The sequence below is a fragment of the Brevundimonas sp. genome (assembly GCF_035999125.1).
Lineage (GTDB): Bacteria > Pseudomonadota > Alphaproteobacteria > Caulobacterales > Caulobacteraceae > Brevundimonas.
Window position 1 is genome coordinate 12,906 of the sequence record NZ_DASYGX010000007.1, and the last position, 25,385, is coordinate 38,290.

Annotated in this window: 31 protein-coding genes; 30 read left to right on the forward strand and 1 reads right to left on the reverse strand. The window is 67.9% G+C overall.

All coding sequences use genetic code 11. The features are described 5' to 3' along the window. The first annotated feature begins 45 nt into the window (after positions 1 to 45). The 15 genes from VGN45_RS05580 (at position 46) to nuoI (ending at position 10,157) form a co-directional block, all read left to right on the forward strand. Positions 46 to 1,224, forward strand: coding sequence for an NADH-quinone oxidoreductase subunit D (locus VGN45_RS05580; RefSeq protein WP_327461211.1), 1,179 nt, complete (start codon positions 46 to 48; stop codon positions 1,222 to 1,224). After that, positions 1,224 to 1,580, forward strand: a complete 357-nt coding sequence (locus VGN45_RS05585) for a nuclear transport factor 2 family protein (protein WP_327460213.1) — start codon at positions 1,224 to 1,226, stop codon at positions 1,578 to 1,580. The genes VGN45_RS05580 and VGN45_RS05585 overlap by 1 nt, the downstream gene beginning before the upstream one ends. Beyond that, a complete protein-coding gene (locus tag VGN45_RS05590; protein ID WP_327460215.1) occupies positions 1,577 to 1,978 on the forward strand; it encodes a hypothetical protein in 402 nt (133 codons plus the stop codon). Before VGN45_RS05585 ends, VGN45_RS05590 begins: the two co-directional genes overlap by 4 nt. Continuing rightward, complete coding sequence (locus VGN45_RS05595; protein WP_327460216.1) at positions 1,975 to 2,355, forward strand: nuclear transport factor 2 family protein; 381 nt, start codon at positions 1,975 to 1,977, stop codon at positions 2,353 to 2,355. The genes VGN45_RS05590 and VGN45_RS05595 overlap by 4 nt, the downstream gene beginning before the upstream one ends. Next, a complete protein-coding gene (locus VGN45_RS05600) occupies positions 2,352 to 2,540 on the forward strand; it encodes a hypothetical protein (RefSeq protein WP_327460217.1) in 189 nt (62 codons plus the stop codon). Before VGN45_RS05595 ends, VGN45_RS05600 begins: the two co-directional genes overlap by 4 nt. Further along, a complete protein-coding gene (gene nuoE, locus VGN45_RS05605) occupies positions 2,540 to 3,202 on the forward strand; it encodes an NADH-quinone oxidoreductase subunit NuoE (RefSeq protein ID WP_327460218.1) in 663 nt (220 codons plus the stop codon). Before VGN45_RS05600 ends, nuoE begins: the two co-directional genes overlap by 1 nt. Then, complete coding sequence (locus VGN45_RS05610) at positions 3,199 to 3,477, forward strand: hypothetical protein (RefSeq protein ID WP_327460219.1); 279 nt, start codon at positions 3,199 to 3,201, stop codon at positions 3,475 to 3,477. Before nuoE ends, VGN45_RS05610 begins: the two co-directional genes overlap by 4 nt. 381 nt (positions 3,478 to 3,858) lie before the next feature. Then, positions 3,859 to 5,172 carry an NADH-quinone oxidoreductase subunit NuoF gene (gene nuoF, locus VGN45_RS05615; protein WP_327461213.1) on the forward strand — a complete coding sequence of 438 codons (1,314 nt, stop codon included), beginning with the start codon at positions 3,859 to 3,861 and terminating at the stop codon, positions 5,170 to 5,172. Positions 5,173 to 5,174: 2 nt separating this feature from the next. Further along, the gene (locus VGN45_RS05620; protein ID WP_327460220.1) at positions 5,175 to 5,669 is read left to right on the forward strand and encodes a hypothetical protein; all 495 of its coding nucleotides are present in this window, start codon (positions 5,175 to 5,177) and stop codon (positions 5,667 to 5,669) included. Positions 5,670 to 5,674: 5 nt separating this feature from the next. Continuing rightward, complete coding sequence (locus VGN45_RS05625; RefSeq protein WP_327460221.1) at positions 5,675 to 5,902, forward strand: DUF433 domain-containing protein; 228 nt, start codon at positions 5,675 to 5,677, stop codon at positions 5,900 to 5,902. Continuing rightward, positions 5,899 to 6,252 (forward strand): DUF5615 family PIN-like protein, encoded by a 354-nt coding sequence (locus tag VGN45_RS05630; RefSeq protein ID WP_327460222.1) that lies wholly within the window; start codon positions 5,899 to 5,901, stop codon positions 6,250 to 6,252. The genes VGN45_RS05625 and VGN45_RS05630 overlap by 4 nt, the downstream gene beginning before the upstream one ends. Before the next feature lie 34 nt (positions 6,253 to 6,286). After that, the gene (gene nuoG, locus VGN45_RS05635) at positions 6,287 to 8,335 is read left to right on the forward strand and encodes an NADH-quinone oxidoreductase subunit NuoG (RefSeq protein WP_327460223.1); all 2,049 of its coding nucleotides are present in this window, start codon (positions 6,287 to 6,289) and stop codon (positions 8,333 to 8,335) included. Positions 8,336 to 8,339: 4 nt separating this feature from the next. Next, positions 8,340 to 9,413: an NADH-quinone oxidoreductase subunit NuoH gene (gene nuoH / locus VGN45_RS05640; RefSeq protein ID WP_327460225.1), complete on the forward strand. Its 1,074-nt coding sequence runs from the start codon at positions 8,340 to 8,342 to the stop codon at positions 9,411 to 9,413. Positions 9,414 to 9,424: 11 nt separating this feature from the next. Then, complete coding sequence (locus VGN45_RS05645; RefSeq protein ID WP_327460227.1) at positions 9,425 to 9,625, forward strand: hypothetical protein; 201 nt, start codon at positions 9,425 to 9,427, stop codon at positions 9,623 to 9,625. A gap of 40 nt (positions 9,626 to 9,665) precedes the next feature. Continuing rightward, positions 9,666 to 10,157, forward strand: coding sequence for an NADH-quinone oxidoreductase subunit NuoI (nuoI, locus tag VGN45_RS05650; protein ID WP_327460229.1), 492 nt, complete (start codon positions 9,666 to 9,668; stop codon positions 10,155 to 10,157). A gap of 15 nt (positions 10,158 to 10,172) precedes the next feature. Here the strand turns inward: nuoI and VGN45_RS05655 are convergent, their stop codons facing one another. After that, complete coding sequence (locus tag VGN45_RS05655) at positions 10,173 to 10,988, reverse strand: methyltransferase domain-containing protein (protein ID WP_327460231.1); 816 nt, start codon at positions 10,986 to 10,988, stop codon at positions 10,173 to 10,175. A gap of 224 nt (positions 10,989 to 11,212) precedes the next feature. Between VGN45_RS05655 and VGN45_RS05660 the strand changes: the two genes are divergently transcribed. The 15 genes from VGN45_RS05660 to VGN45_RS05730 all read left to right on the forward strand — a co-directional run bounded on the left by VGN45_RS05660 (position 11,213) and on the right by VGN45_RS05730 (position 25,090). Then, positions 11,213 to 11,842, forward strand: coding sequence for an NADH-quinone oxidoreductase subunit J (locus VGN45_RS05660; RefSeq protein WP_327460233.1), 630 nt, complete (start codon positions 11,213 to 11,215; stop codon positions 11,840 to 11,842). After that, positions 11,842 to 12,150, forward strand: a complete 309-nt coding sequence (gene nuoK, locus VGN45_RS05665) for an NADH-quinone oxidoreductase subunit NuoK (protein ID WP_327460235.1) — start codon at positions 11,842 to 11,844, stop codon at positions 12,148 to 12,150. Before VGN45_RS05660 ends, nuoK begins: the two co-directional genes overlap by 1 nt. An 8-nt stretch (positions 12,151 to 12,158) precedes the next feature. Further along, positions 12,159 to 14,255: an NADH-quinone oxidoreductase subunit L gene (gene nuoL, locus VGN45_RS05670; RefSeq protein WP_327461215.1), complete on the forward strand. Its 2,097-nt coding sequence runs from the start codon at positions 12,159 to 12,161 to the stop codon at positions 14,253 to 14,255. A 4-nt stretch (positions 14,256 to 14,259) separates the two neighbouring features. Further along, on the forward strand, positions 14,260 to 15,750 hold the full coding sequence (locus tag VGN45_RS05675; protein WP_327460237.1) for an NADH-quinone oxidoreductase subunit M: 1,491 nt from the start codon (positions 14,260 to 14,262) through the stop codon (positions 15,748 to 15,750). A 7-nt stretch (positions 15,751 to 15,757) separates the two neighbouring features. Continuing rightward, positions 15,758 to 17,203, forward strand: coding sequence for an NADH-quinone oxidoreductase subunit NuoN (nuoN, locus tag VGN45_RS05680; RefSeq protein ID WP_327460239.1), 1,446 nt, complete (start codon positions 15,758 to 15,760; stop codon positions 17,201 to 17,203). Next, entirely contained in the window at positions 17,200 to 17,955 is a 756-nt protein-coding gene (locus VGN45_RS05685) for a biotin--[acetyl-CoA-carboxylase] ligase (protein ID WP_327460242.1), read from the forward strand. The genes nuoN and VGN45_RS05685 overlap by 4 nt, the downstream gene beginning before the upstream one ends. Next, positions 17,952 to 18,728, forward strand: coding sequence for a type III pantothenate kinase (locus VGN45_RS05690; RefSeq protein WP_327461217.1), 777 nt, complete (start codon positions 17,952 to 17,954; stop codon positions 18,726 to 18,728). The genes VGN45_RS05685 and VGN45_RS05690 overlap by 4 nt, the downstream gene beginning before the upstream one ends. A 16-nt stretch (positions 18,729 to 18,744) precedes the next feature. Further along, positions 18,745 to 18,948 carry a hypothetical protein gene (locus VGN45_RS05695; protein WP_327460244.1) on the forward strand — a complete coding sequence of 68 codons (204 nt, stop codon included), beginning with the start codon at positions 18,745 to 18,747 and terminating at the stop codon, positions 18,946 to 18,948. After that, positions 18,945 to 19,178, forward strand: coding sequence for a hypothetical protein (locus VGN45_RS05700; protein WP_327460246.1), 234 nt, complete (start codon positions 18,945 to 18,947; stop codon positions 19,176 to 19,178). The genes VGN45_RS05695 and VGN45_RS05700 overlap by 4 nt, the downstream gene beginning before the upstream one ends. A gap of 34 nt (positions 19,179 to 19,212) precedes the next feature. After that, entirely contained in the window at positions 19,213 to 20,880 is a 1,668-nt protein-coding gene (locus tag VGN45_RS05705; RefSeq protein WP_327460248.1) for a ribonuclease J, read from the forward strand. A 174-nt stretch (positions 20,881 to 21,054) separates the two neighbouring features. Next, positions 21,055 to 21,477 carry a methylmalonyl-CoA epimerase gene (gene mce, locus VGN45_RS05710; protein ID WP_327460251.1) on the forward strand — a complete coding sequence of 141 codons (423 nt, stop codon included), beginning with the start codon at positions 21,055 to 21,057 and terminating at the stop codon, positions 21,475 to 21,477. Then, positions 21,477 to 21,734 carry a DUF1467 family protein gene (locus VGN45_RS05715; protein ID WP_327460253.1) on the forward strand — a complete coding sequence of 86 codons (258 nt, stop codon included), beginning with the start codon at positions 21,477 to 21,479 and terminating at the stop codon, positions 21,732 to 21,734. Before mce ends, VGN45_RS05715 begins: the two co-directional genes overlap by 1 nt. Before the next feature lie 74 nt (positions 21,735 to 21,808). Further along, complete coding sequence (gene proS, locus VGN45_RS05720) at positions 21,809 to 23,125, forward strand: proline--tRNA ligase (protein WP_327460255.1); 1,317 nt, start codon at positions 21,809 to 21,811, stop codon at positions 23,123 to 23,125. Then, positions 23,122 to 24,396 (forward strand): lipoprotein-releasing ABC transporter permease subunit, encoded by a 1,275-nt coding sequence (locus tag VGN45_RS05725; RefSeq protein ID WP_327460257.1) that lies wholly within the window; start codon positions 23,122 to 23,124, stop codon positions 24,394 to 24,396. The genes proS and VGN45_RS05725 overlap by 4 nt, the downstream gene beginning before the upstream one ends. Continuing rightward, positions 24,389 to 25,090, forward strand: coding sequence for an ABC transporter ATP-binding protein (locus tag VGN45_RS05730; RefSeq protein ID WP_327460259.1), 702 nt, complete (start codon positions 24,389 to 24,391; stop codon positions 25,088 to 25,090). The genes VGN45_RS05725 and VGN45_RS05730 overlap by 8 nt, the downstream gene beginning before the upstream one ends. Positions 25,091 to 25,385: the final 295 nt, after the last annotated feature.

Sequence of the window (25,385 nt, forward strand, 5' to 3'; positions counted from 1 at the left end):
TTCGACGACGCGCCGCACGACGGCCGGACGTCTCATGCGCGCGAGATGGACGACCGCAAGTTCACCATCAACTTCGGCCCCCAGCACCCGGCCGCGCACGGCGTGCTGCGCCTGGTGCTGGAGCTGGACGGCGAACTGGTGACGCGCGTCGATCCGCACATCGGCCTGCTGCACCGCGGCACCGAAAAGCTGATGGAGGCCCGCACCTACCTGCAGAACGTGCCCTATCTGGACCGGCTGGACTACGTCTCGCCGATGAACCAAGAGCACGCCTTCTGCCTGGCGATCGAGCGTCTGCTGGGGATCGAGGTCCCGTACCGCGCCCAGTTGATCCGGGTGCTGTACTCCGAGATCGGCCGCATCCTGTCGCACATGCTGAACGTGACGACCCAGGCGATGGACGTCGGAGCGCTGACGCCGCCGCTGTGGGGCTTCGAGCAGCGCGAGAAGCTGATGGTGTTCTATGAGCGCGCCTGCGGGGCGCGCCTGCACGCCAACTATTTCCGTCCGGGCGGGGTCCATCAGGATCTGCCGGGCGAGCTGATCGACGACATCGCCCGCTGGTGCCAGGAATTCCCGGCGGCGATGAAGGACATCGACGCCCTGGTCACCGAGAACCGCATCTTCAAACAGCGCAACGTCGACATCGGGGTGGTGTCGAAGGAGCAGGCGCTGGACTGGGGCTTCACCGGCGTGATGCTGCGTGGGTCCGACATCGCCTGGGATCTGCGCAAGAACCAGCCTTACGAGTGCTACGCCGAGCTGGAGTTCGACGTGCCGGTCGGCAAGAACGGCGACTGCTGGGACCGCTATCTGTGCCGCATGGAAGAGATGCGGCAGTCGGCGCGGATCATGGAGCAGTGCATCCATCGCCTGCGCAACTGCCCCGGCGCGCCCATCATGGTCGAGGACAACAAGATCGCCCCGCCGCGTCGTGGCGAGATGAAGCGGTCGATGGAAGCCCTGATCCATCACTTCAAGCTCTACACCGAAGGCTTCCGCACGCCGGAAGGCGAGGTCTATGCCGCCGTCGAGGCGCCCAAAGGGGAGTTCGGCATCTATCTGGTCTCCGACGGCACCAACAAGCCGTACCGGGTGAAGATCTCGGCCCCCGGCTTTCGGCACCTGCAGGCCATGGACTGGATGAACCGCGGGCACATGCTGGCCGACGTGTCGGCCATCCTGGGGTCGCTGGACATCGTCTTCGGCGAGGTCGACCGCTGATGATGTTCGACTGCGATCCGGTGGAGGTGGTGGAGCGCCAGTTGCAGGCCTTTCAGGCCGGCGACCTGAACGCGTTCGTCGCCATGTACGCTCCGGACGCGGTCGTCTCGAACTTCCCCGGCACGCCGATCATGACCGGCCATGACGAGATGCGGGCGGGCTATGCCCCGGCGTTCGAAAACCGACAGTTCATGCTGACGCTGGGCGAGCGGATCGCCAACGGCCAGTTCGTCATCGACGAGGAGGTCATCGCCGTCGGCGGCGCCGAGGTGACGCGCGCGGTGGTGATCTATCAGGTCGAGGGCTGCACCATCGCACGGTCGTGGATCCTGCCGGACGCGGAGGCCGCCGAATGAACGCCTTCGTCGTGGACCCCATCTTCACGCAGCTGCAGGTCTGGGCTTTCGCCGGCTTGCTGGCGTTCGGTCTGGCGGTCGAGTTCGCCTTTTCGCCGCGTCGTCGGGAGCGGCTGGGCGTGTTCGGCTTCCTGCTGGGTGCCGGCCTGATGCAGGCGCCGGCCGTCGCCGGGGTGACGCTGGTGCGCGGCGCCTATCGGCTGGCTTATCTGGAAGACGGCCGCGGCTTCCTGGAGGCCAATCTGCGCAGCCTTCCCTGGATGATGGGCGCCATCTTCCTCGGGGGGCTGGCCGTGCGCCGCCTGCCGCCGTTCTCGTTCGCCACGGGCGCCCTGGTCCGCGCCGACCGCGCGATCTGGTCGGAGCGTCTGGGGCGCTGGTTCGGGGGGCGCCGATGATCGCCGCCGCCTTGATTTCCGTGCTGGCCGTCTGTGAGCCGGGCGCGACGACGCGCACGCCGGCCGAGGCGGTGGACGCCTTCATGGCCGCCTACAACGCCCGCGATCTGGAGGGCTTGCGGGCGGTGCTGTCGCCGCAGGCCCGCGTTCTCGCCGGCTATGGCGAGCTGACCGGCGCCCGGCTGATGGACAACTATCGCGACGTGATCTTCGTGGCCGATCCGCCGTATGTTCTGAGGCCGCTGCAACAACTGAACGGCGGCGATCTGGTCGCCCAGACCGAAGCCTATACGGGCGGATACACGGGCGCGTTCACCGGCCTGACCGTCTATCGGGTCGAGGGCGGCTGCATCGTAGAGATGAGCGTGAACCGATGAGCGAGCGCCCTCTGACCGCATGGCTCTCGCAGGGGTGGGAGCTGGAGCATTATTCGGCCACGGCTCCGTACGGCGAGCACGTGCACCACTGCTTCCTGCTGCGCCGACACGGCCAGCGGAAGATCGTGACCATGAGGAAGAAGATGATGGGCAAGGGTCTGACGGTCACGGAGATGGACGTCTGATGGGTGTGCGTCGTCTCGCCAAGGTGCAGCCGGAATCGTTCGTCTTTTCAGAAGAGACGAAGGAAAAGGCGTACTGGTGGATCAGCAAGTATCCGGGGGAGCGCCGAGCCTCGGCTGTGATCCCGATCCTGTGGCTGGTGCAGAAGCAGGAGGGCTGGATTTCCGAGCCCGCCATGCGCGCCATCGCCGAACTGCTGGGCATGCCCGTGATCCGGGTGCTGGAGGTCGCGACCTTCTACACGATGTTCATGCTCGAGCCGGTCGGCAAGTCCGCCCTGATCCAGGTGTGCGGCACCACGCCGTGCATGCTGCGCGGCTCGGGCGAGCTGATGAAGGTGTGCGAGAAGAAGATCGGCCCCAAGGACAAGCTGAGCGCCGACGGCCGCTTCACCTGGCAGGAGGTCGAATGTCTGGGCGCCTGCGCCAACGCGCCGATGGCCCAGATCAACGATCACTATTTCGAAGACCTGACCGCCAAGGACATGGAGCGGATCATCGACGACTTCGCCGCGGGCAAGTCGCCGGAGCCGGGCCCGCGCGTCGACCGCGTCAACTCGGCGCCTGAGGGCGGCGCACTGACCCTGATCGATCCGAAGCTGTATGACGGCTCGGCCGCCAAGCCGATCAAGAAGCTGCCGAACGCCGAACCGGTGAAGGCATGACCAAGCCGGACTTCAGCACAGACGCGGGCGTGGCCGCCTATCGGGCAGAGTTGCGCGCTGTCGGGCGCACGCCGCGCCTGGCCGGCTTCGCCCTGGTCGTGCTGGGGGCCATCGCGGTCTGGACCTCGCCGCAGGCGGGCGGCGTGGGCGAGACCGTGCAATTCGTGGGCTACGCCGCCCTGGCCGGCGGCTGGATGCTGATGCTGGCGGCCATCTTCATGCGCACGCGCCACCATCGCCGCCGCATGCGGGAGATGGAGGGAGGTCGCCCGTGATGATCGCACCGTCGCACGCCCGTCAGCTTCGCGCGCCAAAACCCCTCTCGCGGTCGAGGACGACCGGGTGGGGGCCCGATCATGAAATCGCGAAAGCCACGTTCCGGAGTCTCCGAGCGGCTGACCCGCGGCGCGCGGGCGGCCGGCGTCGCCCTGGCCAATCTGGCGGGCGTGGCCTCGATGGGGCTGGGCGCCGCGCAGGCCCGCCCGGAACCGCCGGCGGCGCCTTCGCCCTCTCCGCAGTCCAAGAATGCACCTGACCGAAATGCACCGATCCCCGGCCCCCAGACACCGACGCGACCCGAGCGCGACGCGCGCGATCGGCGAAGCGAGCTGTCTCGCCCGCGGTCCGGCGGCGGCGGCGGACGAAAGGGCTCCCCGATGACCGGACTGCTGGAAGACAAGGACCGCATCTTCACCAACCTGTACGGCCTCCAGGATTGGACGCTGGAAGGTGCGAAGACGCGCGGCGCGTGGAATGCGACCAAGGACATGCTCGACCTGGGTCGGGACTGGATCATCACCAACGTGAAGAACTCAGGCCTGCGCGGACGGGGCGGGGCGGGGTTCTCGACGGGGCTGAAGTGGTCGTTCATGCCCAAGGAGGTGAAGGACCGGCCGCACTATCTGGTGGTCAACGCCGACGAGTCCGAGCCCGGCACCGCCAAGGACCGGGAGATCATGCGCCACGATCCGCAACTGCTGATCGAAGGCTGCCTGATCGCCTCCTTCGCGATGCAGGCGCACGCCTGCTACATCTATCTGCGGGGCGAATACGTCTTCGAGCGCGAGCGCATGGAGGCGGCGGTCAAGCAGGCCTATGAGGCCAAGCTGATCGGCAAGAACAACGTCCACGGCTGGGACTTCGACGTCTACATCCACCACGGCGCGGGCGCCTATATCTGCGGCGAGGAGACGGCGCTGCTGGAGAGCCTGGAGGGCAAGAAGGGCCAGCCGCGTCTGAAACCGCCGTTCCCGGCCGGGGCGGGCCTGTACGGCTGCCCGACCACGGTGAACAACGTCGAGTCGATCGCGGTGGTGGGGACGATCCTGCGGCGCGGGGCGGACTGGTTCGCGGGCTTCGGCCGGCCGAACAACACCGGCACCAAGCTGATGACGATCAGCGGCCACGTGAACCGGCCGTGCAACGTCGAGGAGGCGATGTCGATCCCGCTCAAGCAGCTGCTGGAAGAGCACTGCGGCGGCGTGCGCGGCGGCTGGGACAATCTGAAGGCGGTGATCCCGGGCGGGTCGTCGGTGCCGCTGATCACGCGCGAGATGTCGGAAGTCGCCCTGATGGACTTCGATTCGTTGCGCGATATGCGCTCGGGCCTGGGCACGGCGGCGGTGATCGTGATGGATCAGTCGACCGATCTGGTGAAGGCGATCGCCCGCATCAGCTATTTCTACAAGCACGAGAGCTGCGGCCAGTGCACCCCGTGCCGTGAAGGCACCGGCTGGATGTGGCGCGTGCTGGAGCGGATGGCGATCGGCGAGGCCGACCCGTCGGAGATCGACCTGCTGCTGGACGTCGCAGGCCAGGTCGAGGGCCACACCATCTGCGCCCTGGGCGACGCCGCGGCGTGGCCGGTGCAGGGGCTGATCCGCCACTTCCGCCACGAGATCGAGGACCGCATCGCCTCCTACCGCACCCGCCGTGCGAATTTCGCCGGCCATGCGATCGCGGCGGAATGACGATGCGCGTTTCCCCCTTCATCCTGCTGGCCGCGCTGACCCTGACCGCCTGCGGTCAGGGCGAGAAGGCCGACGCCCCGCCGGCCGCGCCGCCGCCGCCGGCCAAGGACGGCTCGGCGCCCGCGCCCGTGGCCCTGACCGAGGCGCGCCTGCGTCAGGTCTGCCGCGCCGGCGTGGCCGCGATCCATGGCCAGCCGATGGAGGCCGTCACCCTGGGCGCCGTGCGCGAGGGCATCGTCGACGCCACGTGGCGGGCGCCGGTCGACGGCGGCACGCGACGGGCCCAGTGCCGGGTCGACGGCGACATGATCATCTGGAAGCCGCAGGATCGGCCGGACGAGGCGCAGAACCGCTGGATGAACGAGGCGGGCGATCCGCTGGTGCGCTACACCGCCGACGCTGAGGAGATCGCGATCACCACGACCCTGCCCAACGGCACGACGTCCACGGAGATCTATCCGATCGGCGACGCCGCGCCTGCGTCTGTGGTAGGCTGACGATCATGGAGATCGCACCGCGCATCACGGCGGAGGCCGGCAAGTTGGGAGGCAAGCCCTGCATTCGCGGGCTTCGGTTTCCCGTGCGCGATCTGCTCGGCCTTCTGGCCGCCGGAATGACCGTCGAGGAGATTCTCGGCGAGTATCCCTATCTTGAAGCGGAGGACGTGCCCGCCGCCCTGGCCTATGCGGCGAGCCAGGTCGGACATCCGGTCGTGCTGGCCGCGGAGTGAGGTTCGTCGTCGACGAACAGCTGCCGCCCGCGCTGGCGCGCTGGCTGCGGAGTCAGGGTCAGGAGGCGGATCACGTCGCCGACCTGGACATGCTCGGGCGTTCGGACCTGGACATCGCCCGGCATGGGCTGGAGACGTCTTCGGTCATCGTGACCAAGGACGAGGACTATCTGAACTTCCGGCCGGCCGTCGGACCCGTTCAGGTGTTGTGGCTGAGGGTCGGCAACGTCGCCAATCCCGTGCTGCTGACCTGGATGGAAGCGGCTTGGTCGGACGCGCTGCGAAGACTTGAAGCGGGAGTCGAGATCGTCGAGGTCTGGCCGCCCGCGACGCCGACGACCACACCGTGAACCCTGCCTGACCCGACACGAGATCACCCCGCCCATGCCCCTAGCCAAAGTCAATGGCGTCGAGACACAGTTCGAGCCCGGCATGACCGTGCTGCAGGTCGCCGAGCGCGCCGGGCACGAGATTCCGCGCTTCTGCTATCACGAGCGGCTGTCGATCGCCGGCAACTGTCGCATGTGTCTGGTCGAGGTGAAGCCCGGACCGCCGAAGCCGCAGGCGTCGTGCGCCCTGCCGGCCGCCGAGGGGCAGGAGATCTTCACCGACACGCCGATGGTGAAGAAGGCGCGCGAAGGGGTGATGGAGTTCCTGCTCATCAACCACCCGCTGGACTGCCCGATCTGCGACCAGGGCGGCGAGTGCGACCTGCAGGATCAGGCCATGGGCTATGGCCGCGACGGCTCCCGCTATGCCGAGAACAAGCGGGCGGTCGAAGAAAAGAACATGGGCCCGACCATCAAGACCTTCATGACGCGGTGCATCCAGTGCACCCGCTGCGTGAGGTTCATCACCGAGGTGGCCGGCGTCCCCGACATCGGCATGATCTCGCGCGGCGAGGACGCGGAGATCACGACCTATCTGGAAAAGGCCGTCGACAGCGAACTGTCGGGCAACGTCAACGACCTGTGCCCGGTCGGCGCCCTGACGCACCGGCCGTGGCAGTACCACTATCGCCCGTGGGAGCTGAAGAAGACCGAGACGGTCGACGTCATGGACGGTCTGGGCTCGGCCATCCGCATCGACGCCAAGGGCGCCGAGGTGATGCGCGCCCTGCCGCGCGTGCACGAGGGCATCAACGAGGAATGGCTGTCGGACGCCAGCCGGTATGCCGTCGACGGGCTGAAGCACCGCCGGCTGGACCGGCCGTGGGTGCGCAAGGACGGCAAGCTGGTCGCCGCGACGTGGGACGAGGCGCTGGACGCCGCCGCCGACGCGATCACGCGCGCTGTGGCCGACCGCATCGGCGTGATTGCGGGAGATCTGCAGGACGCGGAGTCGATGAAGGCGGCGCTGGACCTGTTCCGCGCGCTGGGGTCGGCCAATACGGACTGCCGTCAGGACGGGTCGGCCTTGGGCCACGGGCCGCGCGAGGGCTGGCTGTTCAACTCCGGCGTCGCCGGGATCGAGGCGGCGGACGCCTTGCTGCTGATCGGCACGGATCCGCGCGTCGAGGCGCCGATCCTGAACGCGCGCCTGCGCAAGGGCTGGCTGGCCGGAACGACGCGGATCGGCCTGATCGGCGAGCGCGTGGACCTGACCTACGACTACGATCTGATCGGCCACACCTCGCGCATCCTGACGCGCGTGCCCAAGGCGGCGGTCGAGGCCCTGTCGAACGCCGAGCGGCCCGCGATCGTGGTCGGCACGGGGGCCGTGTCCGGTCCGAACGGGGCGGCGGTGCTGAACCTGATCGGCAAGCTGGCGGCCAAGGCCGGCGTGATCCGCGACGGCTGGAACGGCTTCAACGTCCTGCACCACGCCGCTGCGCGCGTTGGGGGGCTCGACATGGGCTTCGTGCCGGCGGCCGGGGGTATGACGGCCGTGGACATGGTCAGGAAAGGCGCGCTGGACGTGCTGTTCCTGCTGGGCGCCGACGAGATCGACGCCTCGGCGAGCAAGGCCTTCAAGATCTATCTGGGCAGCCACGGCGACCGCGGCGCGCACGGAGCTGACGTCGTCCTGCCGGGCGCGGCCTTCACCGAGAAGTCGGGCCTGTACGTCAACACCGAGGGCCGGGTGCAGATGGCCGAACGCGCCGTCTTCCCGAAGGGCGACGCCAAGGAGGATTGGGCGATCCTGCGCGCGCTGTCGGAGCGCGTGGGGCGCACCCTGCCGTACGACGGCCTGACGCAGCTGCGCGAAAAGCTGATCGCCGATCATCCGACCTTCGGCCAGATCGACTGGAAGCCGACTCCGGCCGCCTTCGACCCGGCCAAGCTGGGGCGCGCCGGCGACGTCGAGGACGTGCCGTTCCGCAGCCATGTCCGCGATCCCTATCTGGCCAATCCCATCGGCCGGGCCAGCCCGACCCTGGCCGACCTGTCGGCGCGCCGCGTCGTCGGCCGCCTGGCCCTGGCGGCGGAGTGAGCGCATGACCGGTTTCTGGACTTCTCCCCTCGGCTGGACGCTGGGCACCGTGGGCGCGATCCTGCTGGTGACGGTCGGCGTGCTGCTGTCCGTCGCCTTCCTGCTGCTGGCCGACCGCAAGATCTGGGCGGGCGTGCAGATGCGCAAAGGGCCGAACGTGGTCGGCCCCTTCGGCCTGCTTCAGTCGTTCGCCGACTTCTTCAAATTCGTGCTGAAGGAGGTCGTCGTTCCGGCGGGCTCTGACAAGGCGGTGTTCCTGCTGGCGCCGGTGCTGACCGTGATCGTGGCCTTCGGCGCCTGGGCGGTGATCCCGTTCGCGCCGGGCTGGGTCATCTCCGACCTGAACGTCGGCATCCTGTACGTCTTCGCCATCAGCTCGCTGGGCGTCTACGGCATCATCATGGGCGGGTGGGCGTCCAACTCGAAGTACCCGTTCCTGGGCTCGCTGCGATCGGCCGCCCAGATGGTGTCGTACGAGGTCTCCATCGGCTTGGTGATCATCAACGTGATCCTGCTGGCCGGGACCATGAACCTGACGACCATCGTCACGGAGCAGTCGGGCTGGATCTGGAACTGGTTCGCCTTCGGCGGCGGGGAGGGGACCTGGCCCACCGTGCTGATCATGTTCCCGATGGCGATCATCTTCTTCATCTCGGCCCTGGCCGAGACCAACCGCCCGCCGTTCGACCTGCCCGAGGCGGAGTCGGAGCTCGTAGCCGGCTATCAGGTCGAATACAGTTCGACGCCGTACCTGCTGTTCATGATGGGCGAGTACGTCAACATCGTCTTCATGTGCGCCATGATCAGCCTGCTGTTCTTCGGCGGCTGGAACCCCGGGTTCGACGTGGCCCTGATCGGCCTGCCGGACTGGCCGCAGTGGCTGGCCAACCTGTTCTACCTGCTGGTCTTCGCCGTGAAGATCGTCTTCTGGTTCTTCATGTTCGCCATGGTGAAGGCCTTCGTGCCCCGCTATCGCTACGACCAGCTGATGCGGCTGGGTTGGAAGATCTTCCTGCCGACCTCTCTGGTCGCGGTCGCCGGCGTTTCGGCGTGGCGCGTGTTCGCGGTGGGGGCGTGATGCGGACGCTGATGATCCTGGCCCTGGCCCTGACGAGCGCCGCCTGTACCTGGCCGCGCTCGATCACACCGAATCCCAACGAAACCGCCCAGCAGCGCGTCGAGCGGCTGGACCGGGAGGCGGAGGAGGCGCGTCGCTGCCAGGCCGCCTCCAACCGTCGCCCGGACGAAGATCGTCGCAACGGCGACCTGCGCGGCTGTCCGCGGAACTGATGACCATGACCCTGATCCCCCTGTCCAAAGGCCCCGTCCGATGATCGCCCGCGTGAGCCAGACCCTGCGCGGCGCCCTGCTAGTGGACGTCGTCGGCGCCTTCTTCCTGACGTTCAAGCACCTGCTGCGTCCGAAGATGACGGTGAACTATCCGTTCGAGCGCGGCCCTCAGTCGCCGCGCTTCCGTGGCGAGCACGCCCTGCGCCGCTATCCGAACGGGGAAGAGCGCTGCATCGCCTGCAAGCTGTGCGAGGCCATCTGCCCAGCCCAGGCCATCACCATCGAGGCCGAGCCGCGCGAGGACGGCAGCCGCCGCACCACCCGCTACGACATCGACATGGTCAAGTGCATCTATTGCGGCCTGTGCCAGGAGGCCTGCCCGGTGGACGCCATCGTCGAGGGTCCGAACAGCGAGTTCGCCACCGAAACGCGCGAGGAACTGTACTACGACAAGGCCCGTCTGCTGGACAACGGCGACCGCTGGGAGCGGCAGATCGCCAAGAACCTGGAACTGGACGCGTCGTGGCGGTGAGTCGCGATCACGCCGTCACGCCTTTTCGGCGATGATCTCGATCACCATGGGCGTCACGAAGGCGGCGTTCGGATCGGACTCGGCGGCGTCCAGGGCCGCGACGACGCGGTCGGCCCAGGCCTGATCGACCTTGCCCGCCTCCACCAGGAAGCGGGGGTAATTCCGGGTCCAGGTCGCGGGCCATTGCCAAACCAGATCGTCCCTCTTCACGACGTCGACGATCGGCCGCATCGACCGGAGGCGCAATCCCGCCTGCGGCAGCAGGGCGGGCAACGCGCGGCCGACGTCGGGTTCCCCGCCCGACGCGCGCCAGTCGTCGACGACCACGCGCTTGAAATCCTCGATCGCGGGGTGGTCGGGCAGCAGGGCGAAGGCGCCGTAATCCAGGTACTCGTGGATCACCGCCACGCCGCCGGGGCGGAGCGCGGCGGCCAGTTTGTTCAGTACGGCCGACGGATCGCTGACGAAGGCCAAAACCCAGCGGATCCAGAAGGCGTCCGCCGGCGGCGTGGGCACGGCGTCGGTCACCAGGTCGATTTCATGGGCGGTCAGGTTGCCGAGCCCCCGCACGGCGGCCGTCCGGTTCATGACTTCGATGAACCGGGCCGATCGTTCGAGCGCATGGACATGCCCCGTCGGTCCGACGATCTCCGCGAGGTCCAGGGCGGCCCAGCCCGGCCCCGCCCCGGCGTCGATCACCGTCGATCCGACCGTGATTCCGGCGCGTCTCCAGACGTCCAGCACGCGGGGCCGCCAGACCCGGTGCTGGAGCCCCAGACGCGCCACCTCCGCGTCGTGGGTGCCGAGCAGGTAATCGCGATCGTCGGTCATCGCCGCCCCTTAAATCGAGACGCCGAATCTGGGCCCTGCACAGGGGTGCGGCAAGGGGCGGAACGACGGCCCGGAGAGGTCGCATTCGGTCTTTGCAAAGGCGACGGCGGCGGCTAGTAGTCCGGCGCTTTCCGGGCCTGCGCGAATCCGCGGAGCTCCTTCGTAAACCTACCTGCGACTCCGTCGGCCCCGACGACGGCAAGGCGCGAGGAGTCGATCGCAAGATGCCTTTGCAGGGTCTGGCCTTCTATCTGCTGGCCGCAGTGACGGTGGTTTCGGCCCTGCTGGTCGTGACCGCGCGCAACCCGGTGCATTCGGTGTTGTGGCTGATCCTCAGCTTCTTCTCGGCCGCCGGACTGTTCGTGCTGCTGGGCGCGGAGTTCCTGGCGATGCTGCTGGTGGTCGTCTACGTCGGCGCCGTGGCGGTGCTGTTCCTGTTCGTCGTCATGATGCTGGACGTCGACTTCGTGAAGTTGCGCGAGGGCTTCGCCAAATACTTCCCGCTGGCGGCCATAGTGGCGGCCGTCTTGCTGGCCGAGATGATCGTGATCACCGTGACGGTGGCTGGCGGCGGCGCGGCGGCGGACGCCGTGGGCCCGGCGGTGGCGACGGCCGACCGCACCAACATCGAGGCGATCGGCCGGGTGCTGTACACGGACTACGTCTACTTCTTTCAGGCGGCCGGGATCGTGCTGCTGATCGCCATGATCGGCGCCATCACCCTGACGCTGCGGCACAAGCCGGGCATCAAGCGCCAGGACGTCGGCCGTCAGGTCGGGCGCGACGCCAAGACGGCCATGGAGCTGAAGTCCATCGAGACCGGCGCCGGCCTGAACCCTGAGGATCTGCGCTGATGGTCGTGACCCTGGAGCACTATCTGGCGGTCGCCGCCATGTTGTTCACGATCGGGGTGTTCGGCATCTTCGTGAACCGCAAGAACGTCATCATCATCCTGATGTCGATCGAGCTGATCCTGCTGGCGGTGAACATCAACTTCGTCGCCTTTTCGACCCACCTCAACGAGGTGTCCGGTCAGATCATGGCGATGTTCGTGCTGACCGTCGCGGCGGCCGAGGCCGCGGTCGGTCTGGCCATCCTGGTGACCTTTTTCCGTAACCGCGGCGACATCGCCGTGGACGACGCCTCGGTGATGAAGGGCTGATCGTGGACATCCAGCTTCTCGTCACCCTGGGGGTCTTCGCGCCGCTTCTGGGCGCCATGATCGCGGGCCTGTTCGGCCGCCGCATCGGAAACGTCGCGTCGCAGGCCGTCACCACGGGCCTGCTGTTCTTTTCGTGCTTCGTGGCCTGGACGGTCTTCATCCAGCACACCTGGGGGCACATGGAGGCCTTCACGGTCCAGATCGCGCCCTTCATCAACGTGGGCGACTTCCAGTCGAACTGGGCCATCCGCATCGACGCCCTGTCGGCGGTGATGCTGATCGTCGTCACCAGCGTCTCGTCGCTGGTCCACCTGTATTCCTGGGGCTACATGGCCGAGGACGACAGCCGGCCGCGCTTCTTCGCCTATCTGTCGCTGTTCACCTTCGCCATGCTGGCCTTGGTGACGGCCGCCGACTTCATGCAGCTGTTCTTCGGCTGGGAAGGCGTGGGCTTGGCGTCCTATCTGCTGATCGGATTCTGGTACAAAAAGCCCACGGCGTCCGCCGCCGCCATCAAGGCCTTCGTCGTCAACCGCGTCGGCGACTTCGGCTTCGCCCTGGGCATCATCACCGTCTTCTGGATGTTCGGCACGATCCAGTTCGCCGAGCTGTTCCCCATGATCGCCGATCGCGCGGGCACGGGCTGGGAATTCCTGGGCCACACCTGGTCGGCGCTGGATCTGGCGGGCGCCCTGCTGTTCGTCGGCGCCATGGGCAAGTCGGCCCAGTTCTTCCTGCACACCTGGCTGCCCGACGCGATGGAAGGTCCGACGCCGGTGTCGGCCCTGATCCACGCGGCGACCATGGTCACCGCCGGCGTCTACATGGTCTGCCTGCTGTCGCCCATTTACGAATACGCGCCGACGGCGTCGCTGCTGATCGCCATCACCGGCGCGGTGACGGCCCTGTTCGCCGCGACGGTCGGCCTGATGCAGAACGACATCAAGCGGGTCATCGCCTATTCGACCTGTTCGCAGCTGGGCTACATGTTCTTCGCGGCGGGCGTGGGCGTCTACGAATCCGCCATGTTCCACCTGTTCACCCACGCCTTCTTCAAGGCGCTGCTGTTCCTCGGCGCGGGCTCCGTGATCCACGGCATGCACCACCAGCAGGACATGCGGAAGATGGGCGGCCTGTGGAAGCTGCTGCCCGTCACCTATGCGGTCATGATGATCGGCACCATCGCCATCACGGGCCTGGGCATCCCGGAGATCGGCGGCTTCGCCGGCTTCTACTCCAAGGACTCGATCATCGAGAGCGCCTACGCCGCGGCCACGACAGGACATTCGGCGGCGGGCTATTTCGCCTTCATCGTCGGCCTGCTGGCCGCCGCCCTGACCAGCTACTACTCGTGGCGTCTGATCTTCATGACCTTCCACAACAAGCCGCAGTGGACGGAAGAGGCGCACGCCGCGCACGCCCACGCCCACGGTCATGACGACCACGCGACCGACGCCCAGCTGGAGACCCACTCCGAGCCGCTGCCGGACGCGCACGACGACCATGCCCACGACGATCATCACCATCACGGCCCGCTGCACCCGCACGAGAGCCCGTGGGTCATGCTGGTCCCGCTGATCCTGCTGTCGGTCGGCGCGGTCGCCGCCGGCTATGTCTTCGCGCCCCACTTCATCGGCCATCACGAGGGCGAGTTCTGGCGCGGGGCCATCTTCTCGGCCGCGTCGAACCACGTGCTGCACGACAGCCACGAAGTGCCCAAGTGGGTGAAGTGGGCGCCGCTGGTCGTCACCCTGATCGGCGCCGCGTTCGCCCTCTACTACTACGTCTTGCGCGAGGGGCTGGCGAAGCGGATGGCCCAGGCGAAGGGGCCGCTGTGGACCTTCCTCTACAACAAGTGGTTCTTCGACGAGCTGTACGACGCCGTATTCGTCCGCGGCGCCAAGGCGCTGGGCGACCTGTTCTGGAAGGTCGGGGACGTCCGGATCATCGATGGTCTGGGCCCCAACGGCGCGGCCTGGGCGTCGCTCAAGTCCGCGGCGCGGCTGGCCAAGATCCAGTCCGGCTACGTCTACCACTACGCCTTCGTGATGCTCCTGGGCGTGGCGGGCCTGCTGGCCTTCGTCATCGCGACCTTCGGAGCCTGAGCCCATGGCCGTGACCGACTACATCCTCAGCCTCGTCACCTTCCTGCCGCTGGTCGGCGCCGCCCTGATCCTGCTCGCGCGCTTCGTCGCCAAGGGGGAGGGCGCCGCGGCCGCCGCGCGCTGGATCGCGCTGGGCACGACGCTCGCCACGCTCGGCGTTGCCGCCTGGCTGACGGCGATCTTCGACCCGTCGCAGGTCGGCTATCAGTTCGTGGAACGCTATGAGTGGTTCCGCGCGGCCCAGTACCATCTGGGCGTGGACGGGGTCTCGATCCTGTTCGTCCTGCTGACCGCCTTCCTGATGCCGATCTGCATCCTGGCCAGCTGGACCACGATCAAGGACCGCGTCGTCGACTACATGATCGCCTTCCTGGTGCTGGAGACGCTGGTGATCGGCGTCTTCACGGCGCTGGACCTGTTCCTGTTCTACATGTTCTTCGAAGGCACCCTGGTGCCGATGTTCATCATCATTGGGGTGTGGGGCGGGCAGAACCGCATCTACGCGGCGTACAAGTTCTTCCTCTACACCCTGCTGGGGTCAGTGCTGATGCTGCTGGCCATGCTGTGGATGGCGTTCGAGGCCGGCACCACCAGCATTCCGGCGTTGAAGGAATACGCCTTCGGGGCGCAGGCGCAGACCCTGCTGTGGCTGGCCTTCTTCGCCTCGTTTGCGGTGAAGATGCCGATGTGGCCGGTGCACACCTGGTTGCCCGACGCCCACGTGCAGGCGCCGACGGCGGGGTCGGTGATCCTGGCCGGGATTCTGCTGAAGCTGGGCGGCTACGGCTTCATCCTGTTCAACCTGCCGATGTTCCCGCAGGCGTCGGAAGCGTTCGCGCCGATGGTCTTCGCCCTGTCGGTGATCGCCGTCGTCTACACCTCGCTGGTCGCCTTCCGGCAGACCGACATCAAGAAGCTGATCGCCTATTCCTCGGTCGCACACATGGGCTTCGTCACCATGGGCATCTTCGCCGGCAACGCGCAGGGCGTGCAGGGCGCGGTGTTCCAGATGCTGAGCCACGGCCTGATCTCGGGCGCGCTTTTCCTGTGCGTGGGCGTGGTCTACGACCGCATGCACACGCGGGAGATCGCCTTCTACGGCGGGCTGACGTCGCGGATGCCGTGGTTCGCGGCGATCTTCCTGATGTTCACCATGGCCAACGTGGGCCTGCCGGGCACCTCGGGCTTCATCGGCGAGATCCTGACCATGACGGCGGTCTATGAGGTCTCGACCTGGGCGGCGCTGGTCGCGGCCTCGGGCGTGATCTTCTCGGCGGTCTATGCCCTGACGCTGTACCGCAACGTCATGTTCGGCGAGATCACCAATCCCGCCCTGAAGGTGATCACCGACATCGACCGGCGCGAGCTGATCCTGTTCGTGCCGCTGATCGTCGGCACCCTGTGGCTGGGCGTGCAGCCCGGCCTCGTTCTGGACGTGACCGCCGCGTCGGTCGAAGGCGTGACCAGCGCCTATCGCGCCGCGATCGGGGGCTGAGACTGAGATGATGGACCTCAACGGCGCGCTTCAGATCGCGGCTTCCGAACTGACCCTGGCGATCGGCGCCATGGTGCTGCTGATGCTGGGCGCCTTCCTCGGCGAGAAGTCGGCGCGGCTGATCTCGATCCTGTCGGTCGGCCTGCTGGTCGCCGCCTCGGCGGTGGCGGCGACCTCGCCGCTGGGCGCCGCGTTCGACGGCGCCTTCGTGTCGGACCGGCTGGCCGTGTTCGCCAAGGTCGCCATCTTCCTGTGCTCGGCGGTCGCCGTCGTGCTGGCCGACGGCTGGATGCATCGCCAGCGCATCGCCCGGTTCGAGCTGCCGATCCTGATCGTGCTGGCCTCGGTCGGCATGGCCATGATGGCCTCGTCGGGCGACCTGATCAGCCTCTACGTCGGCATCGAGCTGCACTCGCTGGCGCTGTACGTGCTGGCCGCCTTCCACCGCGACGACCTGAAGGCGTCGGAGGCGGGGCTGAAGTATTTCGTGCTGGGCGCCCTGTCGTCGGGCCTGCTGCTGTACGGAGCCAGCCTTGTCTACGGCTTCACCGGCTCGATGCGGTTCGAGGACATCGCCTTGTTCGCCCTGTCGGACCCTGGCCCGGGCCTGATCTTCGGCCTGGTGTTCCTGATCTGCGGTCTGGCCTTCAAGGTCTCCGCCGCGCCGTTCCACATGTGGACGCCGGACGTCTACGAGGGCGCGCCGACCCCGGTCGTGGCCCTTTTCGCCACGGCGCCCAAGCTGGCGGCCATGGTCCTGATCGCCCGCGCCCTGGACCAGGGCTTCGGCGGCATCCACGACCAGTGGGCCCAGGTGCTGGTGCTGATCTCGCTGATCTCGTTCGCCGTCGGCGCTTTCGGCGGGTTGGCGCAGAAGGATCTGCAGCGCCTGCTGGCCTATTCCTCGATCGCCAACATCGGCTACGCCCTGCTGGGCATCACGGCGGGCACCGAGGCGGGCGTGCAGGCCATGCTGATGTTCATGACGCTGTACGTCATCGACCAGTTCGGCTTCTTCGCCATCCTGCTGAGCCTGTCGCGCGGCGGCCGGCCGATCCGGCGGATCGCCGATCTGGCGGGGCTGAAGAAGGACAAGCCGGTGACGACCATCGCTCTGACGGTGCTGTCGCTGTCGGTTCTGGGCATGCCGCCGTTCTCGGGCTTCTGGGGCAAGTGGTACGTGTTCGGCGCGGCCGCCGACGCGGGCTACTGGCAGGTCGCCGCGGCCGGTCTGGTCGCCTCGGTCGTGGCCGCCTTCTACTATCTGCGCATCATCAAGCTGATGTGGTTCGATCCGGCGCCGGAAGGCGTGGAGGCCACGGACGCCGCGCCGGTCGAGGCCAAGACGATCGCGCTGGCCAGCGCGGCCTTCGCCTTCCCGCTGGTGATCGTCGGCTTGACCTGGCTTGAGCCCCTGACCCGGATCGCGGCCGGGGGCTACGGCGCGGGATGACCCAGCCGCAGGTCGAGATCCTGCGTCTCGACGAGGTCGACTCCACCAATGCCGAGGCCCGACGGCTGGCCGAGGCCGGCCGGCTGGCGCCGGTATGGATCACCGCGCGCCGCCAGACCGCGGGCAGGGGGCGACGCGGTCGCGCCTGGTCCAGTGAGACGGGCAATCTGGCCGCCACCCTGCTGGCCGTGACTCGCCGTCCGCCGGCCGAGGCCGCGCAGGTGACCTTCATCGCGGCGCTGGCCGCGCACGCGCTGATCGCCGCCTTCCTGGAGCCGGAACGGGTCCGCATCAAATGGCCCAACGACGTCATGATCGACGGGAAGAAGGCGTGCGGCATCCTGCTGGAGTCGGGCGCGCATCCTGGGGGCGGCCTGTGGCTGGCGGTCGGCATCGGCGTGAACCTTGGGCATGCGCCCGAGGACGTGGAACGTCCGGCGACTGCGGTGGCGCAGGCGCTTAGGTCCGATCTGGCCTATGCCCCCTCGCCGGAGGCCGCGCTGGACGTGCTGGCCCAGGCCTTCGACGCCTGGTGGGAACGGTGGGAGCGCTATGGCTTCGCCCCGATACGAGACGCCTGGGCTACGCGGGCGCAGGGGATGGGCGGCCCGGCCGTCGCGCGGCTCGGTCATGAAACGGTCGAGGGCGTGGCCGAGGGTCTGGCCGACGACGGATCGCTGCGGCTGCGGCTGGCGGACGGGACGCTGAGGCTGATATCTGCCGGCGACGTGTTCTTCGGAGAGGGCGCCTGATGCTGCTGGCGATCGAGCAAGGCAACACCAACACCCTGTTCGCCGTGCACGACGGCGCGGGCTGGATCGCCCAGTGGCGCACGGCGACCGAAAGCACGCGCACGGCCGACGAATACGCGGTCTGGCTGGCGCAGCTGCTGTCGATGCGCGGCCTGGCCCTGAAGGCGCTGTCGTCCTGCATCATCTCGTCGGTCGTGCCGCAGTCGATCTTCAACCTGCGCAACCTGTCGCGCCGCTATCTGAACGCCGAGCCGCTGGTGATCGGCGATCCCGGCGTGGACCTGGGCATCCAGGCGCGCATCCTGAAGCCGACCGAGGCGGGTGCGGACCGTCTGGTCAACGCCGTGGGCGCTCATCTGAAGTATCCCGGCGACCTGATCGTCATCGACAGCGGCACGGCCACCACCTTCGACGTCGTCGCCGCCGACGGGGCTTTCGAGGGCGGCATCATCGCGCCGGGCATCAACCTCAGCCTTCAGGCCCTGCACGAGGCGGCGGCCATGCTGCCGCGCATCGCCATCCAGCGGCCGGACAAGGTGATCGGCAAGGACACGGTGTCGAACATGCAGTCCGGCGTCTTCTGGGGCTACGTCGCCCTGATCGAGGGGCTGGTGGCGCGCATCAAGGCGGAGTGGGGCAAGCCCATGACCGTCATCGGCACCGGCGGCGTGGCGAGCCTGTTCGAGGGCGCGACCACGGCGATCGATCATTTCGATCCCGACCTGACCATCCGCGGCCTCCTCGAAATCCACCGTCGCAACACGGCGCGGTGAGTGATAGCTTGACCGCATGAGAATGCCGTCCACGCGGACCCTGAACTTCGTCAGCGGGCTGGGGCTCGTCGGTCTCGGCGTTCTGGACGCCGCGCTGAACCCTTTCGCTTTCGCCACGGCTCCCCACTTCTTCACGGCGGGGGTCGGCCTCATGGTCGCCTCACAAAGTTCCGAGAAGAAGCCGGCCAGTCGGTCCAAGCGCAGAAAGGACGAGAAGTGACCATCGCCCCGCTGCATCAGGATCGTGCCGGTCCCGACGTTCGTCTGCTGGCCCAAGCGATCGTCTGCCTCGGATTCGTGCTTGCCGCGATCGGCGTCGGCTGGTTGGCGGTGGCGGGCTTCGATTGGTACGCGCCGGCCATCGTGCTGATCGTGGCGGCACGCTTTGGCTACGACCATTTTTTCGCCGGTCTTGAAGCTGGCGACGACGCCGAGGACGACCTCGGCTGACTTCATTGCCGCCTTGCGGCTCCTGAGAGTTTGAATGACTGACAAATCGAACGAGCTCGTCTTCCTGCCGCTGGGCGGGTCGAATGAGATCGGCATGAACTTCAACGCGTACGGTTTCGGCCCGGCGCACGACCGCAAATGGATCATCGTCGACGTCGGCGTGACCTTCGGCGACCTGACCACGCCCGGCGTGGACATCATCGTGCCCGACCCGACCGCGCTGGAGGGCGAGACCATCCTGGGCATCGTGGTCACCCACGCGCACGAGGATCACATCGGCGGCCTGCCGTGGCTTTGGCCGCGGCTGCAGGCGCCGATCTACGCCACGCCGTTCACCGCCTATCTGGTGCGCGAGAAGCTGCGCGACGCCGGCATCGACGACGCGCCGATCCATCTGGTCGACGTCGGCGGCTCTGTCGACCTGGGCCCGTTCCACATCGAGATGGTCACCATGACCCACTCGATCGCCGAGCCCAGCGGTCTGGCCATCAAGACGCCGCTGGGCACCATCTTCCACACCGGCGACTGGAAGCTGGACGACGATCCGGTGCTGGGGTCGAACACCGACGTCGAAGGCCTCAAGCGGCTGGGCGACGACGGCGTGCTGGCCATGGTCTGCGACTCCACCAACGTCTTCCAGGACGGCGTGGCGGGGTCGGAGGGGGAGGTCCGCACCGCTCTCGCTGCACTGATCTCCGAGCTGAAGGGCAGGGTGGCCGTCGGCTGCTTCGCCTCCAACGTCGCGCGCATGGACAGCGTGATCCACGCGGCCGAGCAGGCGGGCCGTCGCGTCGCCCTGGCCGGCCGGTCGATGCACCGCATCACCGCGGCGGCGAAGTCCGTCGGCATGCTGGCCGACGTCAAGCCGTTCCTGACGGAACAGGAGGCGCGCATCTGGCCCGCCGACGAGATCCTGTACCTATGCACCGGCAGCCAGGGCGAGCCGCGCGCCGCCCTGTCGCGGGTGGCTGACTGCAGCCACCCCTTCATCAAGCTGGGGCCGGGCGACCACTGCATCTTCTCGTCGCGGATCATCCCGGGCAACGAGGTGCCGATCGGCCGCCTGCAGGATCGCCTGTCGGAGCGCGGGGTGCGCATCTACACCGACAAGGACCACCCCGGCATCCACGTGTCCGGCCACCCGTGCCGGGACGAGCTGAAGCTGATGTACCAGTGGGTGCGGCCGCAGATCGCCGTGCCGACCCACGGCATGCGCCGCCACATCGCCGAACACGCGCTGCTGGCCAAGGACATGCAGGTGCCGCAGGCGATCACGCCGCGCGACGGCGACATGGTGCGCCTGGCCCCCGGCCCGGCGGTCATCATCGACGAGGTGCCGTCCGCGCGCCTGTTCGTCGACGGCGGCATGCTGGTCGAGGAGGCGGGCGAGGCCCTGCGCGAGCGGAAGCACGCCTCCAACAACGGCGTCCTGATCGTCAGCTTCGCCCTGGACAAGCGCGGCAAGATCGTCAGCGACATCGACGTGCGCGGCCTGGGCCTGCCCGGCGACGCGGACCGCCCGCTGGGCGACATCCTGGACGACATGGCCGAACGCGTCGAAGAGACCGTCCGCAAGCTGAAGGGTGAGGCGCTGGAGGACGAAATGGTCGTCGAACAGGCCGTCGCGCGTACGCTGAAGAAAGCCAGTCAGCATGTCTGGGACCGCCGCCCGATCGTCGAGACGATCGTGCTGAGGCTGTGACCGTCACCTCTCCATCGCCGCTAGGCGATGGGGAGGACAGGTCGCGCCAGCGACCAGGAGGGGGCGGCTCCGTCATGGCCGCTCAGCACCGAGTCGCCCCCTCCTGCGCGACTGCGGCGCGCTGTCCTCCCCGTCCGCCTTCGCGAACGGAGAGGTGACCTGTAAGAGGACTGCATGATCGGACGCCTGAACCACGTCGGGGTCGCCACCCCGTCCATCGAGGCCTCGGTGGCCCTGTACCGCGACCTGCTGGGCGCGACCAAGGCGCATGCGCCGTTCGACCTGCCGGCGCAGGGGGTGCGGGTCTGCTTCGTCGACCTGCCCAACAGTCAGATCGAGTTGATCGAGCCCTTGGGCGACGACAGCCCCATCCACGGCTTCCTGGCCAAGAACCCCAGGGGCGGCCAGCACCACGTCTGTTTCGAGGTCGAGGACATCCTGGCGGCGCGCGACGCCCTGAGGGCGAAGGGCGCGACCATTCTGGGCACGGGCGAGCCGCGCATCGGCGCGCACGGCACGCCGATCCTGTTCCTGCACCCGAAAGACATGGGCGGGGTGCTGGTCGAACTTATGGAAACGCCGAAGGAGCCGCACTGATGGACTTTCCCATCGGCCCGATCACCATGACGGCGATCTACATCACCTGCTGGTGGACTGTGCTGTTCGCCGTCCTGCCGCTGGGCATGAACCAGAGCGATCAGGAGCGGCCGACCGACGGCGGCCAGTGGGGCGCCCCGGCGAACCCCAATCTGAAGAAGAAATTCATCACCACGACCTGGGTCTCCGTGATCGTCTGGGCCTTCGTCATGGTCCTGATCGGAACGGGCTGGCTGCCGCTGCCGAACGTCGGGTGACGACCGCCTAGCTTTCGCCCCGTCGTCCCGGCTAAAGCTGGCGGCCCACTCCCGCCTGCCCGGATTTCCAGACCATGCGCCTTTCGCGCTATTTCCTGCCCACGCTGAAAGAGGCGCCTTCGGACGCCCAGATCGTCTCCCACCAGCTGATGCTCCGCGCCGGCCTGATCAAGCAGGAGGCCGCCGGCATCTACGCCTGGCTGCCGCTGGGCTTGCGGGTGCTGAAGAAGATCGAGCAGATCGTGCGCGAGGAGCAGGTGCGGGCCGGCGCCGTCGAGCTGCTGATGCCGACGCTGCAGCTGGCCGACCTGTGGCGCGAGAGCGGGCGCTACGACGCCTATGGGCCCGAGATGCTGCGCATCACCGACAGGCACGAGCGCGAGCTGCTGTACGGCCCCACCAACGAGGAGATGATCACGGACATCTTCCGGGCCTATGTGAAGAGCTACAAGGCGCTGCCGTTGAACCTCTTCCACATCCAGTGGAAGTTCAGAGACGAGCGCCGGCCGCGCTTCGGCGTCATGCGCGGGCGTGAGTTCCTGATGAAGGACGCCTATTCCTTCGACGTGGACGAGGCCTCCGCCCGCCGCGCCTACAACCGCATGTTCGTGGCCTATCTGAACACCTTCGCCCGCATGGGGCTGAAGGCCGTGCCGATGCGCGCCGACACCGGACCGATCGGCGGCGACCTGAGCCACGAGTTCATCGTGCTGGCCGACACCGGCGAGAGCCAGGTGTTCTGCGACAAGAAGCTGGTCGAGATGCCGGCCCCCGGCGCCGACGTGGACTGGGACGATCTGCAGGGCATCGTCGACGGCCGCACCTCGCTGTACGCCGCCACGGAAGAGATGCACGACGCCGCCGCCTTCGAGGCGCAGACGGCCGAGGCCGACCGTCTGACCGCACGCGGCATCGAGGTTGGCCACATCTTCTACTTCGGCACCAAATATTCCGCGCCGATGAAGGCCCGCGTCGCCGGGCCCGACGGCCAGGACGCCGAGGTCCACATGGGCAGCTACGGCGTCGGCGTGTCGCGCCTGCTGGGCGCCATCATCGAGGCCGGCCACGACGAGGGCGGGATCATCTGGCCGGACGCGGTCGCGCCGTTCGACGTCGTCGTGATCAACCTGCGCGCCAACGACGAGGCCGTGTGCCTCGCCTGCGAGGAGGCCGTGGCGAAGCTGGAGACGGCGGGCAAGGACGTCCTCTACGACGACACGGACGAGCGTCCGGGCGGCAAGTTCGCCACTGCCGACCTGATCGGCGTGCCCTGGCAGCTGACGATCGGACCCAAAGGCCTGGCCGACGGCGTCGTCGAGCTGAAGCGCCGCGCCACCGGCGAGAAGGTCTCCGTGCCGCTGGCCGAGGTGATCGAAAGGCTGACCGCATGAAGGGCGCGGGCGCGTTTTCCGCCTGGGAGATCGGTCTGGCGATGCGCTACCTCCGCGCCAGGCGGAAGGAGGGCGGGGTCGCCCTGATCGCCTGGATCAGCTTCATCGGCATCATGCTGGCCGTCACCGTGCTGATCTCGGTGATGAGCATCATGGCCGGCTTCCGGTCTGAGCTGCTCAGTCGCATGCTCAGCTTCAACGGCCATCTCTATGTCCACGGCCAAGTGCTCAACGCCGACGACCGCGAACAGCGGCTGGCCTCGCTGGACGCTCTGCCGCAGGTGGTCAGCGTGACCCCCCTGATCGAGAGCCCGGCCATGTTCCGCGCCGGGGGCCAGATCACCGGCGGTCTGGTGCGCGGCATCCGCACGGAAGATCTCGATTCCATGCGGTTCGTCTTCGCCAGCCTGGACGACCGGGCCAAGGCCACCTTCGGGCAAGGAGCGTGGGGCGGCGACAGCGTGCTGATCGGCAAGTCGCTGGCCCAGCAACTGGGCGTCGGCGTCGGCTCGCCCATCACCCTTTATTCCCCGACGGGCGCCGACAGCGCCTTCGGCAATCTGGGCGGTCAGGAGAAGACCTACGTCGTCGGCGGCGTCTTCTCCTCCGGCGCGGCGGATTTCGACCGCGCCTACGTCTTCATGCCCCTGGAGCAGGCCCAGCTGTTCTTCGGCAAGGAGGGCCTGTGGGACGTCGTCGAGCTGAAGGTCCAGGAGCCGGATCGCGTCGAGCGGATCCTGCCCGCCGTGCGCGAAGCCGCGGGCCCGGGCACCCTGGTCACCGACTGGCGCCAGAGCCTGGCGGCCTTCTGGGGCGCGCTCCAGGTCGAGCGCGTGGCCATGAGCATCATCCTGGGCATGCTGGTGGTGATCGCCACGCTGAACATCATCTCCGGCATCGTCATGCTGGTGAAGAACAAGACCCGCGACATCGCGGTGCTGCGGACCGTGGGGGCCAGCCCCTCGTCCATGCTGCGCGTCTTCTTCATCGCCGGGGCCACCATCGGCGTGGCGGGCACCGCGGCCGGCATCACCCTGGGCCTGCTGTTCTGCCTGAACATCGCGGCGATCCAGCACTTTCTGGAAGGCCTGCTGGGGGTGCAGCTGTTCAACGCCGAGGTCTACATGCTGGACGCCGTGCCGGCGCTCGTCGACATGGGCGACGTCTTCTGGGTCGCGGTTCTGGCGGTCGGCGCCTCGTGCCTGGCGGCCTTCCTGCCGTCGTGGCGGGCCAGCCGCCTCGATCCGGTGGAGGCGCTGCGCTATGAGTGAGCCCGTCCTTTCGGTCCGCAATCTGACGCGCACCTACGTCACCGGCTCCGGCGGCCTGACGGTGCTCAGGGGCGTCGATCTGGACGTGCGACCAGGCGAGGTCGTGGGCCTGATCGGGCCCTCCGGTTCCGGCAAGTCGTCCCTGCTGCACGCCGCCGGCCTGCTGGAGAAGCCCACCGAGGGCTCCATCGCCATCGACGGCGAGGACGTCGGCGGGCTGGACGAACGCGCGCGGACCAGGCTGCGCCTGTTCAAGATCGGCTTCGTCTATCAGTTCCACCATCTGTTGCCGGAGTTCGACGCGCGCGACAACGTCGCCCTGCCCATGCGCATCGCCGGGGTGGGAGAGGCCGAGGCCCGCCGCCGCGCCGAGGAGACCCTGACCTCGCTGGGCCTCGGCGAGCGCCTGACGCACCAGCCGGCCCAGATGTCGGGCGGCGAGCAGCAGCGCGTCGCCATCGCCCGCGCTCTGGGCAACGCGCCCCGCCTCCTGCTGGCCGACGAACCGACCGGCAACCTGGACCCCACCACCAGCCAGGCCGTCTTCGACGACCTGCGCTCCCGCGTGAAGGCCACCGGCGTCGCCGCCCTGATCGCCACCCACAACATGGAACTGGCCGGCCACATGGACCGGGTTTTCGCGCTTAAGGACGGGCACCTGGAAGAGCGGCCGGCGGAGAGCCAAGCTTACTGAGACCGATTACCTCTTGACGTGAACCAAACCAGAACATAGAACATTACCAGAACATCATTTCTGGGGACGATCCTATGGCTCGGTGGATGCGGGAGGCGATGGCGCTGGCGTCGTGTGGCGGTTTCGTCTGGATGGTTTGGCAGGCGGCGTTGATCGCGCACGCCTGACGCGGGGCGTTTCGCTGCCTGATCCAGGCGGTGCGATGTGCACTCCGTGGACTCGGTGCACCCTTTTTTCTGGTGGAGTGCACGGAGTGCACGGAGTCCACATCCGGCCCCGACTCGCGGTCTGATCG